Genomic DNA, 15491 nt, shown 5'->3' on the forward strand with positions numbered 1-15491 from the left:
AGTATACGCCCTTGAGCGGGCGGCGTCGACTGTCGCCGCCCTTCGCTGGGCTCAGGCACCGCTGCCGCCGGAGCCGTTGCCGCCTTTTTCGGTTTTTTCCAGGCGTTCGAGCACCTTGCTGGTGATGGCGATGCATTCCTTGGTATCGCCCGAGGCCTGGGCGGCCTTGGCTTTGTCGACGTGTTCGGTGACGGCTTTGTCCATGCCTTCGGAGGTGGCGCCGGCGGTGGCCATGGCGTCGTCGATTTTCTGCAGGTTGAGGGTGCACAGGTCATCGGCGGCGAATACGGGCGAGGCCAGCAGGGTGGCGGCCGCGAACAGGGCGGATAGCGCAGTACCTTTCATGGGTGTCTCCTCGTGAGGCCTCGGGAAGGTGGGCCTGTTGGGTGGACTGCCGGGGATTGGTGAGGGTTCAATTGGTTTGAGGGCCGGGGCTAAGGGCTCGCAGCGCCGGGCAAGCTGGGTCTGATTTTTGTATTGCTAGATGGATTGTCGGGGCTGCTGCGCAGCCCTTTCGCGGCACAAGGCCGCTCCTACAGGGGAGCGGCGTTGGCTTTGGGGTCAGTGACCCATGCCGAGCTCCAGGTCGTCGATCAGGGCCTTGGCCATGGCGCTGAGGATGCGGGCGGTGCCGCCGGCGATCAGGTCGCCTTCCATTTCGGCTTCGCAGGTTAGGTGGCGGATGCAGCCTAGCAATACCGACAGTTCGCTAAAGGCATGCTGGAAGGGGATGCCGGGCTGGATGCGGTAAAGCTCCAGGCAGGTGGTGGTGCCTGAGGTGGTCCAGTGGCTGGATGGCTCGGTCATGGCTGCGCTCCTGTTTCGTGGCGGATCAGGGGGTAGAGCAGCTGGTTGAGGTAGATGCAGGTGTTCAGCAGGGTTTGGCGCTGTTCTTCGCTGTTGATGTCGAAGTACATGTCGAGGACTTCGCGCAGGCAGGCCATCAGGGAGGTGGCTTCGGCGCGGGCGGCTTCGGGGGTGAGGTCGGGGGAGATGGACAGGTAAGGGAAGAAACGGGGTGGGTCGGGGACGATCTTTTTCATGGTTAACACTCCTGCGCAATTCAAGAATGCTGCCATCCAGGCCTTTCTCACGGGACAAAGGGTGGCAGCCGTGCACGGGGTGAGAAACCGAGGCGCAAGAGAAACTCGGCCAGACCGAAGTCTGCCCGGGCACGGCTGCCATAACTGGAACGCCGACAATTACGCTACGGGTTCTCACACCCGGTCACCAAATATGGCGACCGGGTGAAGTTAGCCCTGAGGGATTTCCCCGACAACGCAGCAACTTCCGGCAGATGCGTAGGATAGTTCCCAAGCCTTCTGGGCTGAAGCATTTGGTTGCAGGTTCGGAAATGTCTTACGGGTTTAGGGGTAAGCCTTGGAAGGGGCTGGCTGGCCACCGCGTCAGGGCACCAGGTGCCAGGCGAAAGCTTTGCAGTGCCCTTGAGATCGAGCGCCGCCCGCGCGGCGCATCGCGGCACAAGGCCGCTCCTACATCTGTTTCGGGCCAATGAGTCCTGTGAAAGTACCGCTGCCCGCCTTGGCGCATGCCTTGAGCCATGTGGGGCGGCGGCAACGCCCACACTGAAACCGCGTCGTACTAACAAGGCGGACCAGGGAATGGCACAGGAGAGACTGGCCCGAAACAGATGTAGGAGCGGCCTTGTGCCGCGATGCGCCGCGCGGGCGGCGCTCGATCTGATAGGCGCTGCAAAAACATCGGCGAACACCTGGTGGCCCTCACCAAATATCCCGGCATGCACCTACCCGTCTTGACGCAATCGCCACCAACAATCAGACCGCCCGCGCCCGTGTCACCCGATCCACCAGATACACCAACCCGTGATAGTCGATCCCACTATGGCTCGACAGCCCAATCTCACAGGTACGGCTGGTAGAAATCCCTTCACTGCAATACTGCACCGCATCCTTGAGCGTACGCAGCGAGTGGGCATTGAGCTCGGGCGTGGTGAATCCCTTGTCGCCGGCAAACCCACAGCAGTGGATACCTTCAGGAACAACCACATTCTTGCTGCACCGCCGCGCCAAATCGATCAGCGCCTGGCTCTCGCCCAGGTGCTGGGTGCTGCAGGTCACATGCACGGCCACCGGTTCATCCTGGGGAGTGAACTCCAGCTTGTTGACCAGGTGGGTGCGAATGAACCGCACCGGGTCGTACAGGTCCAGCCGGGTTTCGCCCAGGTCCTGCACCAGGCGCAGGGTGCAGGGGCTGGTGTCGCAGTAGATCGGATCGAGGCCGCCGCGGCTGGCGTGCAGCAGGGCGGTGATCAGCTCCTGGCGTTTGTGCTCGGCCTGCTCGGGGTAGCCCTTGGAGGCGAACGGCTGGCCGCAGCACAGGCTGTCGGCGTTGTCGGGGAACACCACCTGGTAACCGGCCTTTTCCAGCAGGGCGCGGGTCTTGTCCAGCAGCGAGCTTTGTTCGCGGTCGGCGTAGGCGGGGCCCATCACGCGGGAGACGCAGGCGGCCAGGTAGACCACCCGGGGGCGGGCATCGTTGCTCGGTGCGTTGAGCGCGATGGCGCGCAGGGGCTGCGGCATGGCTGGGGTCCACAGCGGCAGGCGGCCGTTGCTGGCTTTGCTCAGGCTGGCGCTGAGGCGGGCCATGCGTGGCGCGCCCAGCAACTTGCGGGCGCCGTTGGCGGCGGCCAGGGTCAGGCGGGCGCCGCGCAGGGTGATGTGGAAGTGCTCGGCCAGCCAGTCGGCGGCCTTGACGTGCTCGGCAGCCTGGGCGCGCAGCTTCTTCACCAGCTCGCCAGTGTTGATGCCCACCGGGCAGCGTTGGGCGCACAGGCCGGTGGCGGCGCAAGTGTCGATGCCTTGGTACTGGTAAGTGTGCAGCAGCTCGCGGGTGTCGACGCCGGCGCGCTTCTTCGCCTGGATATCGCGCCACATGACGATGCGCTGGCGGGGGCTGAGGGTGAGGCCTTTGGACGGGCACACCGGCTCGCAGAAGCCGCACTCGATGCACTTGTCGACGATCTCGTCGGCGGCGGGCAGCGGCTTGAGGTTCTTCAGGTGGATGTCCGGGTCTTCGCTCAGCACCACGTCGGGGTTGAGGATGCCGTTGGGGTCGAGCAGGCGCTTGAGTTGCCACATCAACTGGTAGGCGTCCTTGCCCCATTCCAGCTCGACGAAGGGCGCCATGTTGCGCCCGGTGCCGTGCTCGGCCTTGAGCGAGCCGCCGAACTCCACCGCCACCAGTTGCGCCACGTCGTCCATGAAGGCCTGGTAGCGGGCCACTTCCTCGGCGCTGTTGAAGCCCTGGGTGAATACGAAGTGCAGGTTGCCTTCCAGGGCGTGGCCGAAAATGATCGCCTCGTCGTAGTGGTGCTTGTCGAACAGCTGGATCAGGCGGTTGACGCCCTCGGCCAGTTGCTCGATGGGGAAGGTGACGTCTTCGATGATCACGGTGGTGCCGGTCTGGCGCACGGCGCCGACGGCGGGGAAGGTGTCCTTGCGGATCTTCCACAGCTGGTTGTATACCGCTGGGTTTTCGCTGAACTCGACCTTCTGTTCCAGCGGGTAGTCGGCAATCGACGCCATCACCTGTTGCAGCTGCTCGTGCAGCAGGCTCTGGCTCGCGGCCCGGCACTCGATCAGCAGGGCGCATGCGTTGGCCGAGAGGTCCTTGACCCACGCCGGCATGCCCGGCATTTCCTGCACCGAGCGCAGGCTGCGGCGGTCGAGCAGTTCGACGGCGGATACCGGCTGGCGCTTGAGCACGGTCACGGCGCGGCAGCAGCTTTCCACGGTGGGGAACACCAGCAGGGCGCTGGCCTTGTGCGGGTGGTCGGGCACGGTGTCGTAGGTGACGGCGCTGATGAAGCCGAGGGTGCCTTCGGAACCGACCAGCAGGTGCTGGAGGATGTCGAGCGGCTGGTCGTAGTCCACCAGTGCGTTGAGCGACAGACCGGTCGTGTTTTTCAGCCGGTACTTGTGGCGGATGCGGTCGGCCAGTTCGGTGTTGGCGCGGGTCTCGCGGCCCAGACGGGCGAGTTCGTCGAGCAGGCTGGCATGGCTTTGTTCGAAGGCGGCGACGCTGGCCGGGTCTTCGCTGTCCAGGCGGGTGCCGTCGGCCAGCACCAGGCGCAGGCCGGCCAGGGTGTGGTAGGTGTTCTGCGCGGTGCCGCAGCACATGCCGCTGGCGTTGTTGGCGACGATGCCGCCGATCTTGCAGGCGTTGATCGAGGCCGGGTCGGGGCCGATCTTGCGTCCGTAAGGGGCCAGCCAGGCGTTGGCCTGGGCGCCGATGACACCGGGTTGCAGGCGGATCTGCTCGCCCTGGCCGCGTATCTCGCGGCCATTCCAGCTATCGCCGAGCACGATCAGCACCGAGTCGCTGATGGCCTGGCCAGACAGGCTGGTGCCGGCGGCGCGGAAGGTGACCGGCACGCGCTCGCGCTGGGCCAGCTTAAGCAGGCCGACCACTTCGTCTTCGGACTCCACGCGTACCACCAGCTTGGGGATCAGCCGGTAGAAGCTGGCGTCGGTGCCGAAGGCCAGGGTCGAGGTGGGGTCGTCGAAGCGGCGTTCGGCGGGGATCAGGCGCTCGGCATCACGCAGGAACGCGGCGGGCAGGCTCATGCAGTCTCCTCGCGGGGCCGCGGCGTCTGACGCGCGGCGTGCCCCGGGTTTTCAGGCGGTAGCGGGCGCTCAGGCGCCCAGTTCGCGGACCAGCGAGTCGCGGGTGATCTCGCTGATGGACTTGGCGCCGGTCAGCACCATGGCCACGCGCATTTCCTTCTCGAACAGCTCCAGCAGGTTCTTCACCCCGGCCTCGCCGTGGGTAGCCAGGGCATAGAGGAAGGCGCGACCGATCAGCACGGTGTCGGCGCCCAGGGCGATCATGCGCACCACGTCGAGGCCGCTGCGGATGCCGGAGTCGGCGAGGATCTTGATATCGCCCTTCACCGCGTCGGCGATGGCCGGCAGGGCGCGGGCGCTGGACAGCACGCCGTCGAGCTGGCGGCCGCCGTGGTTGGAGACGACGATGCCGTCGGCGCCGAACTTGACCGCGTCGCGGGCGTCATCGGCGTCGAGGATGCCCTTGATGATCATCGGGCCGTCCCAGAATTCGCGGATCCACTCCAGGTCTTTCCAGGAGATGGACGGGTCGAAGTTGTTGCCCAGCCAGCCGATGTAGTCGGCAAGGCCGGTGGGGTTGCCACGGTAGGCGGAGATGTTGCCCAGGTCGTGGGGGCGGCCCATCACGCCGACGTCCCAGGCCCATTGCGGGTGGGTCATGGCTTGCAGCACACGGCGCAGCGGGCCGTTGGCGCCGCTCATGCCGGAGTGGGCGTCGCGGTAGCGGGCGCCGGGCACGGGCATGTCGACGGTGAACACCAGGGTTTTCACGCCGGCGGCCTTGGCGCGCTCCAGGGCGTTGCGCATGAAGCCGCGGTCCTTGAGCACGTACAGCTGGAACCACATGGGCCGGTCGATGGCCGGGGCCACTTCTTCGATCGGGCACACCGACACGGTGGACATGGTGAAGGGGATACCGTGGGCGGCGGCGGCGCGGGCGGCCTGCACTTCGCCGCGGCGGGCGTACATGCCGGTGAGGCCGACCGGGGCCAGGGCCACGGGCATGCTCAGGGTTTCGTTGAACAGCTTGGTCTCGAGGCTGAGCTCGGACATGTTGTTCAGCACGCGCTGGCGCAGGGCGATGCTGGCCAGGTCCGACACGTTGTGGCGCAGGGTGTGTTCGGCGTAGGCGCCGCCGTCGGCGTAGTGGAACAGGAAGGGGGGCAGCTTGCGTTGGGCCGCGGCGCGATAGTCGGTGGAGGCGGAAATGATCATGGATTCTCGCAGCGTGGGTTGAAGGAGATGCCGGGCGCTGTGGCGCGCCCGGCCCCTTTCACTTTAGTGATGAACCAGCATGCCGGTCAGCCAGTAGGCCTGGACCAGGGTGATCAGGCCGACGATGGTGGCGAAGAACAGGCTGTGCTTGACGGTGAAGCGGAACAGGTCGGATTCCTTGCCCACCAGGCCAGTGGCGGCGCAAGCCACGGCGATCGACTGCGGCGAGATCATCTTGCCGGTCACGCCGCCGCTGGTGTTGGCAGCTACCAGCAGGGTGTCGTTCACGCCGATCTGGTGCGCGGTGGTGGCCTGCAGCGAGCTGAACAGGGCGTTGGACGAGGTGTCGGAGCCAGTCAGGAACACGCCCAGCCAGCCAAGGAACGGCGAGAAGAACGGGAACGCCGCGCCGGTGCCGGCCAGTACCAGGGCCATGGTCGAAGACATGCCCGAGTAGTTGGTGACGAAGGCGAAGGCCAGCACCATGCCGATGGACAGGATCGGCCAGCGCAGCTCCCAGAAGGTCTCTTTGAAAGTGGTCAGACCAGTTTTGAAATTGATCTTCAGCACGGCCATGGAGATCAGCGCGGAGAGGAAGATCGCGGTGCCGGTGGCGGAGATCGGGTCGAGCTTGAACACCGCGGGCATGGCGGTGGGCGCGGCGACGATCGGCGCGGTCTTGATCACCAGTTGGTCGAGGTGCGGGATGGCGAAGTTGAACACGAAGTTGTACATCGCGCCGCCCGGGGCGAACGCAGCCTTGAACGGCTTGAGGGTCCAGATGGTCACCAGCACGGTGAGGATCAGGAACGGCGACCAGGCCTTGAAGATTTCGCCGAAGCTGTATGGGCTCGGCTGGCTGCCGCTTGGCTGCACCACGGCGGCGCCGACGCTGCCCTTGGCTTCGCTGAACGAGCGCTTGGGCTGCCAGACCTTGAGGAACAGGGTCAGGGCGATCAGGCTGGCCAGGGCCGAGGTGATGTCGGGCAGCTCTGGGCCGATGAAGTTGGAGGTGAAGTACTGGGTGACGGCGAAGCTCAGGCCGGCTACCAGGGCGGCAGGCCAGGTTTCCTTCACGCCGCGCAGGCCGTCCATCATGAACACCAGCCAGAACGGCACGAACAGCGACAGCAGCGGCAGCTGGCGGCCGGTCATGGCGCCGATGTGGAAGGCGTCGATGCCGGTCACTTGGCCTGCAACGATGATCGGGATGCCGAGGGCGCCGAAGGCCACCGGAGCGGTATTGGCGATCAGGCACAGGCCGGCGGCGTACAGCGGGTTGAAGCCCAGGCCCACCAGCAGCGCGGCGGTGATGGCCACGGGGGCGCCGAAGCCGGCGGCTCCTTCGAGGAAGGCACCGAAGCAGAAGCCGATCAGCAGCACTTGCAGGCGCTGGTCATCGGTGATCGACAGCACCGAGCTGCGGATGACTTCGAACTGGCCGCTCTTGACCGTGAGTTTGTAGAGGAACACCGCGGCAACGATGATCCAGGCAATCGGCCAGAGGCCGTAGAGGAAGCCGTAACCTGCGGCGGCGAAGGCCATGTCGACAGGCATCTGGAAGGCGAAGATCGCCACCAGGATCGACAGCGCGAGGGTGATGCTGCCGGCGACGTGGCCTTTGAGGCGGAACACGGCGAGGGCAAGGAAGAAGAACACGATAGGGATGACCGCCGCCAGTGCGGACAGACCAAGACTACCAAGCGGGCTATAGAGTTGTTGCCAGGTTTGCATATGGGGTGGCCCCTTAATTTTTGTTGGTAAGGCACTGGCATTGGATAATTGGTAAGACCAATTTACAATGGCTGGTCGCTAGGTTAAAAGCGACATTGCGGGTGTGTCAATTTGTCCCGTGCAAAACTTTGGTCGGATGCCGATGAGCGGGCGCCTGATGGGTGGCTAAAATCGCCGGCTGATGGGTGTTGGCACGGGCCGGATAGGCGCAGAATAGGCGCCCCCGGGATCCGCACGCCGGGGTTTGTGGAGAGCATGTAGATGGTTTTTGATCAGGTCCGCCAACGGCGCCTGTCCGACGACATCGTCGATCGGTTGGAAGGGATGATTCTGGAAGGCACGCTGACTTCGGGGCAGCGGCTGCCGGCCGAGCGCGCGCTGGCCGAGCAGTTCGGTGTGTCCCGCCCGTCGTTGCGCGAGGCTATCCAGAAGCTGGTGGCCAAGGGGTTGCTGGTCAGTCGCCAGGGTGGTGGCAACTATGTGGCTGAGTCGCTGGGTTCGACCTTCAGCGACCCTTTGCTGAAGCTGCTCGAAGGCAGCCCTGAGGCGCAGCGTGACCTGTTGGAGTTCCGTCACACGCTGGAGGCTTCATGCGCTTACTACGCGGCGCAGCGTGCCACAGGGCCTGACCGTGAGCGGCTGAAGGTGGCATTCGATGCCTTGCAGGATTGCTATAACCGGGTCGGTGAAGTCGACCGGGCAGAGGAGGGCGCGGCCGATGCGCGGTTCCATCTGGCGATCGCCGAGGCCAGCCACAATGCTGTGTTGCTGCATACCATCCGTGGGCTGTTCGACCTGCTCAAACGCAACGTGGTGACCAATATCGGCGGTATGTACCAGCAGCGCAGCGAGACGCGCGACATGTTGATCAGCCAGCACCGTGAGTTGTACGAGGCGATTGTCGAGGGGCGTGCCGAGGATGCGCGGGAGGTTTCCAGCCGGCACATTCTGTATGTGCAGGAGGTGCTGGAAGAGGCGCAGGAAGAGGCCCAGCGGGTGGCGCGGGCGGAGCGGCGCAGCGGGCGGTAGGCCGGTGTGATGGCATTCGCGGGTAAACCCGCTCCCACAGGTATGGCGCCGAATCTGAATTCAGCGCCATACCTGTGGGAGCGGGTTTACCCGCGAAGCAGGCATCGCGGTCGAAAGGCGGATTACTCTTCCTTGCCCTTGTTGCGCATGGTGCGCTGCAGCTCGCGGTTGGAATCGCGTTCGCGCACGGTGTCGCGCTTGTCGAATTCCTTCTTGCCCTTGCCGAGTGCGATCTCGCACTTGATCAGGTGCTTGCTCCAGTACAGCGACATCGCCACGCAGGTATAGCCCTTCTGCGCCACGGCCGCTTCGAGGCGCTCAAGCTCGCGCTTGTTCAGCAGCAGCTTGCGCGTGCGGATCGGGTCGGCGATGACGTGGGTGCTGGCGGTGGTCAGCGGGGTGATGTGGCTGCCGAACAGCCAGGCTTCGCCATCCTTGAGCAGCACGTAGCTGTCGGTCAGGTGCGCCTTGCCGGCCCGCAGGCTCTTTACTTCCCAACCGGACAGGACCAGCCCGGCCTCGAACTTGTGTTCGATGAAGTAATCGTGTCGCGCCTTTTTGTTTTGCGCGATGGTCCCGGTCGGATGTTTCTTTTGCTTAGCCATAGGGGCGGCATTATAGGGAGTCGCCGCGTCCTCGGCTATGGGGTTTAGGTGCGCTTGAGCCTGTTGTGTGAATCCCGGACAATACTGCCCTTGCTCTGATCAACAGAATCGTATTCGAGGCGCTATGTAGCGCTGCCGTCCCGTTTGGAAGTGACGCCTGGATGACTACCCATATTCAACGCTCCGCCCTGCTGCCTTACCCTGCCCAGGCGCTCTACGACCTGGTCAACGATGTGGCCAGCTACCCGGCGTTTTTGCCTTGGTGCTCGGCCTCGACGGTGATCGAGAGCAGCGACACGCACATGCGCGCCAGGCTGGAGGTGGCCAAAGGTGGCATCAGCCAGCACTTCGTCACGCGCAATGTGCTGGTGCCGGGGCAGTCGATCGAAATGAACCTTGAAGAGGGGCCGTTCTCCCAGCTGCATGGCTTGTGGGTGTTCAAGCCGCTTGGCGAGAAGGCCTGCAAGATCAGCCTCGATCTGTCGTTCGACTATGCCGGTGCGTTGGTGCGCGCAACCTTGGGGCCGCTGTTCAATCAGGCTGCCAATACCATGGTTGATGCGTTCTGCGAGCGTGCCAAGCAACTGAATGCCTAAGGCGTCGGCAGTCACTTAAGCCTGCCAGGCGGTCGCCCAATAAAAAGCCCGGACAGTGTCCGGGCTTTTTCGTTGTCGCCTGCGGTTATTGCGGCGAGGTGTCCAGCGGTGCTGGCGTCGGGACCGGGGTGGTCTCGATGGTGTCGATCTCTTTTTGCAGTGTCTCTTCCAGCGAGCCTGGTTTGGCCGGTTTTTCCGGTTGCTGGCTTTGCTGGTGCGCCGGGCTGACCGTGGTATCGCCGCTGCCGCCAAGGATTTCCTGGTCGCGGCTGACGCCTGGCATGAAGTCGCCGGCCAGGCTGACCAGTTGGTCGCTCTCGTTGAAGAAAATGCTCATGCGCTCTTGCTGGCGCTGACCGCCACCAGGCTGCAGGCTGTACAGGTAGTCCCACCGATTGGTGTGGAAGGGGTCCTGGATCAGCGGGTTGCCCATGATAAACCTTACTTGCCGGCGGGTCATTCCCGGGCGTAATTGGTCTATCATGTCCTGCGTGACGACATTGCCCTGCTGGATGTCGATTTTGTAAACCCCGGGAAACGAGCAACCGGCGAGTGCGAGCAGTCCCACTAGGGTGAGGCTGGTTAGCAAGAGCTTGGTGTTTTGCATCGGTGGGCGACTTCCACTATCTTGGCTGGACAACGTAAACCCCGATCATACCCGTATTAAGAGAAGCTGCGAAGCAGCATCGGCGAGAAAGCTGACCATGGTTGAAAATAGCGAATTGCGCAAAGCGGGCCTCAAGGTAACCCTGCCTCGAGTCAAGATTCTTCAGATGCTCGACTCCGCCGAGCAGCGTCACATGAGTGCGGAGGATGTCTACAAGGCACTGATGGAAGCTGGCGAAGATGTCGGCCTGGCGACCGTGTACCGCGTGCTGACTCAGTTCGAAGCGGCTGGCCTGGTGGAGCGTCACAACTTCGATGGCGGCCATGCAGTGTTCGAGTTGGCGGATGGCAAGCACCACGACCACATGGTCAACGTGGACAGCGGTGAAGTCATTGAATTCTTCGATGCCGAAATTGAGAAGCGCCAGAAAGAGATCGTTGCCGAGCACGGCTTCGAGCTGGTGGACCACAATCTGGTCCTCTATGTGCGTAAAAAGAAGTAACGATTTAGCTCGTTACTGACGACAAAGGCGACCTTCGGGTCGCCTTTGTGCTTTCTAAGAAGTGGTTGAGGGGGCGTGGGAGCAACTGTCTTATGCTGTCAGTGCTGGCCTCATCGCTGGCAAGCCCGCTCCCACGGATCACGCGACCTCAAGTTTTGCTGGTCACTACCATCTTGCGTGCATGAGCCAGCGATTCTTTGGTCAGGTCGATGCCGCCGAGCATCCGCGCCACTTCCTCGACCCGCTCGCGCTTGGCCAGGCTGGCCACGGCGGTGTGGGTGGTGTCGCTGTTGCGCACCTTGTGCACGAACAGGTGGTGGTGCCCCTGCGCCGCTACCTGCGGCAGGTGGGTCACGGTCAGTACCTGGCCGCGTTCACCCAGGCGGCGCAGCAACTGGCCGACGATCTCGGCGGTGGGGCCGCCGATGCCGACGTCCACTTCGTCGAACACCAGCGTGGGGATGCGCGAGGTCTGTGCGGTGATCACCTGGATCGCCAGGCTGATGCGCGACAGCTCGCCGCCCGAGGCCACCTTGGCCAAGGCTTTGAGCGGCTGCCCCGGGTTGGCGCTGACCAGCAGTTCGATCTGCTCCAGCCCGTGGGGTGAGAGGTCACCATTGTCGAAGGGGGTAAGCGCGATGCTGAAGCGCCCGCCCGGCATGCCCAAGCGTTGGATTTCCTGCTCCACAGCGGTGGCAAGCTGTTTGGCGGCCTGTTCACGCAGGGCGCTCAGTTCGCGGGCCCGCTCTTTATAGTGTTGGGCAAAGGCTGCCAGCTCTTCGCCGAGGCGTTCGATCGATTCATCGCTGGCATTCAGGCCTTCGATCTCTTCCATCAGGCGCTGCTGCAGCTGCGGCAGCTCGGTGGGGTGCACGCGGTGCTTGCGGGCGAGGGTATAGATAGTGTCGAGCCGCTCTTCGAGTGCCTGCAGGCGCAGTGGGTCGGCATCGAAGTTGTCGAGGAAGCGGTTCAGTTCACCGACGGCTTCTTCCACCTGGATTTGTGCGCTGGCGATCAGGTTGACCGCCTCGCCCAGGGCTCTGGGTGCATTGCTGACTGCGGTGAGGCGGTTGAGGCTGACGGTCAGGGCGCTGAGTACGTTGCCCGAGTCGCTTTCGCTGCACTGGTCGATAACCTGGCGGCAGATGCCGAACAGTGCCTCGGCGTTGGTCAGGTTCTTGTGTTCCTGCTCCAGCAGCTCCAGCTCGTTTTCGCCGAGCCCGAGGTTGTCCAGTTCTTCGAGCTGGTAGCTCAGCAGCTGGTGGCGTGCGCGCTGCTCGTCGCCGGAGTTGCTCAGGCGCTCGAGCTCCTGGCGGGTCTGGTTCCAGCGCTTGGCTGCAAGCTGTACCTGGCGAGCGAGGTCGATGGCGCCGGCATACTCGTCCACCAGGCGGCGGTGGGTGTCGGTTTTGAGCAGGGACTGATGTTCGTGCTGGCTGTGGATGTCGATCAGCAGCTCGCCCAGGGCCTTGAGGTCACCGAGCGGGCAGGGCGTGCCATTGATGTAGCCGCGGCTGCGGCCCTCGGCGGTGATCACTCGGCGCAGGATGCAGGGCCCGTCGCTCTCGAGGTCGCGTTCGGCGAGCCAGCCATGGGCCTCGGGGATGTCCACCAGGTCGAAGGTGGCGAGGATGTCCGCCTTGTCTGCGCCTGGGCGTACCACGCCACTATCGGCACGATCGCCCAGCGCCAGGCCGAGGGCGTCGAGCATGATCGATTTGCCGGCCCCGGTTTCGCCGGTGATGACGGACATGCCGCGGGCGAGTTCGAGGTCGAGGTGTTCGACGATGGCGTAGTTGTGAATGGACAGGTGCACCAGCATGTGGGCGGCTCCCGAAGATGTTGTCTGGATATTTATACAGTGCTTTTTGCTGGTCTGACAATGCCCGGCTGATGAATGTGGATTTCCCGCGCAGCCCTTGAACCTGGTTTTTCCGACCCCATATAGCCGGCAAGACAAGGCGAGCCTGGCTCGCACAACAGAAATTGTGGAGGAGATACCCAATGGCTGACGAACAGCTGGATGAAAAGAACCTGAACCCCGAAGAGGCCGTTGCAGCTACCGCCGACGCCCGCGTTCTGGAGCTCGAGGAGCAGCTGGCCGCCGCCAAGGATCAATCCCTTCGCGTCGCTGCAGAAGCGCAGAACAGCGTTCGTCGCGCTGAGCAGGAAGTCGACAAGGCCCGCAAGTTCGCCCTGGAGAAGTTCGCCGGCGACCTGTTGCCGATCATCGACAGCCTGGAGCGTGGCCTGGAGCTGTCCAGCGCCGACGACGAGGCCATCAAGCCAATGCGCGATGGCATCGAGCTGACCCTGAAGATGTTCCAGGACACCCTCAAGCGCTACAACCTCGAAGCCATCGACCCGCACGGCCAGCCGTTCAACGCCGAGCACCATCAGGCGATGGCCATGCAGGAAAGCGCCGAGGTCGAGCCGAACAGCGTGCTGAACGTGTTCCAGAAGGGTTACCTGCTCAACGGCCGTCTGCTGCGCCCCGCCATGGTGGTGGTCAGCAAGGCGCCGGCGGCAGCTCAGCCATCTATCAACGAGAAGGCTTGAAATCCTGCTGGGCATCCCCATCTAGGTGTCAAGCACTCAAGTCTTTCCGCAGTCGTCTTGTGTAGTCGCTGCGACCAAATTCAAGTTTCGGGAGAGTTAACATGGGCAAAATCATCGGTATCGACCTGGGGACCACCAACTCCTGCGTCTCCGTGCTGGAAAACGGCACTGCCAAAGTCATCGAGAACGCTGAAGGCGCGCGTACCACGCCTTCGATCATCGCCTACGCCAACGACGGCGAGATCCTGGTTGGTCAGTCGGCCAAGCGCCAGGCAGTCACCAACCCGCACAACACCCTGTTCGCGGTGAAGCGCCTGATCGGCCGCCGTTTCGACGAAGAGGTAGTACAGAAAGACATCAAGCTGGTGCCTTACAAGATCGTCAAGGCCGGCAACGGTGACGCCTGGGTTGAGGCCGCCGACAAGCAGATGGCTCCGCCGCAGATCAGCGCCGAAGTCCTGAAGAAGATGAAGAAGACCGCCGAAGACTACCTCGGCGAGGCAGTCACCGAAGCGGTCATCACCGTGCCGGCCTACTTCAACGACAGCCAGCGCCAGGCGACCAAAGACGCCGGCCGCATCGCTGGCCTGGACGTGAAACGCATCATCAACGAACCGACCGCCGCCGCGCTGGCTTATGGCATGGACAAGGCCAAGGGCGACCATACCGTCATCGTCTATGACCTGGGTGGTGGTACCTTCGACGTATCGGTCATCGAAATCGCCGAAGTCGACGGTGAGCACCAGTTCGAAGTACTGGCCACCAACGGCGACACCTTCCTGGGTGGCGAAGACTTCGACATGCGCCTGATCGACTACCTCGTCGACGAGTTCAAGAAAGAGTCCGGCATGGACCTGAAGAACGATCCGCTGGCCCTGCAGCGCCTGAAAGAAGCCGCTGAAAAGGCCAAGATCGAGCTGTCCTCGGCTCAGTCGACCGACGTCAACCTGCCGTACATCACTGCAGATGCCACCGGTCCTAAGCACCTGAACGTGAAGATCTCCCGCGCCAAGCTGGAGTCGCTGGTCGAAGACCTGGTCAACCGTACCATCGAGCCATGCCGCATCGCTCTGAAAGACGCTGGCATCGACGCCAGCAAGATCGACGACGTGATCCTGGTCGGTGGCCAGACACGTATGCCGATGGTGCAGAAAGCCGTTGCCGACTTCTTCGGTAAAGAAGCGCGTAAAGACGTCAACCCTGACGAAGCCGTGGCCATGGGTGCTGCCATCCAGGGCGCCGTACTGGCCGGTGACGTCAAAGACGTACTGCTGCTGGACGTCAGCCCGCTGACCCTGGGTATCGAAACCATGGGTGGCGTGATGACCGCGCTGATCGAGAAGAACACCACCATCCCGACCAAGAAGTCGCAGGTGTTCTCGACCGCCGACGACAACCAAGGTGCCGTGACCATCCACGTGCTGCAGGGCGAGCGCAAGCAAGCTTCGCAGAACAAGTCGCTGGGCAAGTTCGACCTGGCTGACATTCCGCCAGCACCACGCGGCGTGCCACAAATTGAAGTGACCTTCGACATCGACGCCAACGGCATCCTGCACGTCGGCGCCAAAGACAAGGCCACCGGCAAGGCTCAGTCGATCGTGATCAAGGCCAACTCCGGCCTGTCCGACGAAGAGATCGAGAAAATGGTGCGTGACGCCGAGGCCAATGCCGAGGAAGACCGCAAGTTCGAAGAGCTGGCCGCAGCCCGTAACCAGGGTGACGCGCTGGTTCACTCGACCCGCAAGATGGTCAATGAGGCTGGTGACAAGGTCACTGCCGAAGAGAAGACTGCCATCGAGGCTGCCGTGGTTGCCCTGGAAGCCGCCGTCAAAGGCGACGACAAGGCTGCCATCGACGCCAAGGTCGAGGAGCTGTCCAAGGTTTCCGCGCCGGTTGCTCAGAAGATGTACGCAGAGCAGGCCGAGCAGCCGCAGGGCGGCGCCCAGCAGCAGGCCGAGCCAGAAGCCAAGCACGATGACGTGGTTGACGCCGAGTTCGAAGAAGTAAAAGACAACAACAAGCAGTAATGCCTGCATG

The 15491-nt window shown here is 63.4% G+C and carries 14 protein-coding genes; 5 read left to right on the top strand and 9 right to left on the bottom strand.

What is annotated here, in order from left to right; translation table 11 throughout:
• Positions 1-51: 51 nt before the first annotated feature.
• The 6 genes from LOY51_RS03685 to LOY51_RS03710 all read right to left on the bottom strand — a co-directional run bounded on the left by LOY51_RS03685 (position 52) and on the right by LOY51_RS03710 (position 7556).
• Positions 52-345: a PA2433 domain-containing protein gene (locus tag LOY51_RS03685; RefSeq protein WP_258644514.1), complete on the bottom strand. Its 294-nt coding sequence runs from the start codon at positions 343-345 to the stop codon at positions 52-54.
• A 216-nt stretch (positions 346-561) separates the two neighbouring features.
• Complete coding sequence (locus tag LOY51_RS03690; protein WP_258644516.1) at positions 562-807, bottom strand: DUF3077 domain-containing protein; 246 nt, start codon at positions 805-807, stop codon at positions 562-564.
• The gene (locus LOY51_RS03695) at positions 804-1043 is read right to left on the bottom strand and encodes a hypothetical protein (RefSeq protein WP_258644517.1); all 240 of its coding nucleotides are present in this window, start codon (positions 1041-1043) and stop codon (positions 804-806) included. Before LOY51_RS03695 ends, LOY51_RS03690 begins: the two co-directional genes overlap by 4 nt.
• Before the next feature lie 753 nt (positions 1044-1796).
• Positions 1797-4607, bottom strand: coding sequence for an FAD-binding and (Fe-S)-binding domain-containing protein (locus LOY51_RS03700; RefSeq protein ID WP_258644519.1), 2811 nt, complete (start codon positions 4605-4607; stop codon positions 1797-1799).
• 69 nt (positions 4608-4676) lie between these two features.
• Positions 4677-5822 (bottom strand): FMN-dependent L-lactate dehydrogenase LldD, encoded by a 1146-nt coding sequence (lldD, locus tag LOY51_RS03705; RefSeq protein WP_110995190.1) that lies wholly within the window; start codon positions 5820-5822, stop codon positions 4677-4679.
• A 63-nt stretch (positions 5823-5885) separates the two neighbouring features.
• Positions 5886-7556, bottom strand: a complete 1671-nt coding sequence (locus LOY51_RS03710; RefSeq protein WP_258644522.1) for a lactate permease LctP family transporter — start codon at positions 7554-7556, stop codon at positions 5886-5888.
• Positions 7557-7817: 261 nt separating this feature from the next.
• On the opposite strand from LOY51_RS03710, the gene LOY51_RS03715 reads away from it, so the two are divergent.
• A complete protein-coding gene (locus LOY51_RS03715) occupies positions 7818-8585 on the top strand; it encodes an FCD domain-containing protein (RefSeq protein WP_125462528.1) in 768 nt (255 codons plus the stop codon).
• A 122-nt stretch (positions 8586-8707) separates the two neighbouring features.
• Here LOY51_RS03715 and smpB read toward each other — a convergent pair whose 3' ends face one another.
• Positions 8708-9190, bottom strand: coding sequence for an SsrA-binding protein SmpB (gene smpB, locus LOY51_RS03720; protein ID WP_011532120.1), 483 nt, complete (start codon positions 9188-9190; stop codon positions 8708-8710).
• Positions 9191-9351: 161 nt separating this feature from the next.
• Here smpB and LOY51_RS03725 point away from each other — a divergent pair, with 161 nt between their 5' ends.
• Positions 9352-9786 (top strand): type II toxin-antitoxin system RatA family toxin, encoded by a 435-nt coding sequence (locus LOY51_RS03725; protein WP_110995193.1) that lies wholly within the window; start codon positions 9352-9354, stop codon positions 9784-9786.
• A gap of 85 nt (positions 9787-9871) precedes the next feature.
• Here the strand turns inward: LOY51_RS03725 and LOY51_RS03730 are convergent, their stop codons facing one another.
• Positions 9872-10393, bottom strand: a complete 522-nt coding sequence (locus LOY51_RS03730) for an outer membrane protein assembly factor BamE (protein WP_258644538.1) — start codon at positions 10391-10393, stop codon at positions 9872-9874.
• A gap of 97 nt (positions 10394-10490) precedes the next feature.
• Here LOY51_RS03730 and fur point away from each other — a divergent pair, with 97 nt between their 5' ends.
• The gene (gene fur, locus LOY51_RS03735) at positions 10491-10895 is read left to right on the top strand and encodes a ferric iron uptake transcriptional regulator (protein ID WP_028691268.1); all 405 of its coding nucleotides are present in this window, start codon (positions 10491-10493) and stop codon (positions 10893-10895) included.
• A gap of 148 nt (positions 10896-11043) precedes the next feature.
• Here the strand turns inward: fur and recN are convergent, their stop codons facing one another.
• Positions 11044-12717, bottom strand: coding sequence for a DNA repair protein RecN (gene recN / locus LOY51_RS03740; protein ID WP_125857386.1), 1674 nt, complete (start codon positions 12715-12717; stop codon positions 11044-11046).
• A 182-nt stretch (positions 12718-12899) separates the two neighbouring features.
• On the opposite strand from recN, the gene grpE reads away from it, so the two are divergent.
• Positions 12900-13454, top strand: coding sequence for a nucleotide exchange factor GrpE (grpE, locus tag LOY51_RS03745; RefSeq protein WP_125857388.1), 555 nt, complete (start codon positions 12900-12902; stop codon positions 13452-13454).
• A gap of 101 nt (positions 13455-13555) precedes the next feature.
• Positions 13556-15481, top strand: coding sequence for a molecular chaperone DnaK (dnaK, locus tag LOY51_RS03750; protein ID WP_125857389.1), 1926 nt, complete (start codon positions 13556-13558; stop codon positions 15479-15481).
• Positions 15482-15491: the final 10 nt, after the last annotated feature.

It is taken from the genome of Pseudomonas sichuanensis (assembly GCF_024749065.1).
GTDB lineage: Bacteria > Pseudomonadota > Gammaproteobacteria > Pseudomonadales > Pseudomonadaceae > Aquipseudomonas > Aquipseudomonas sichuanensis.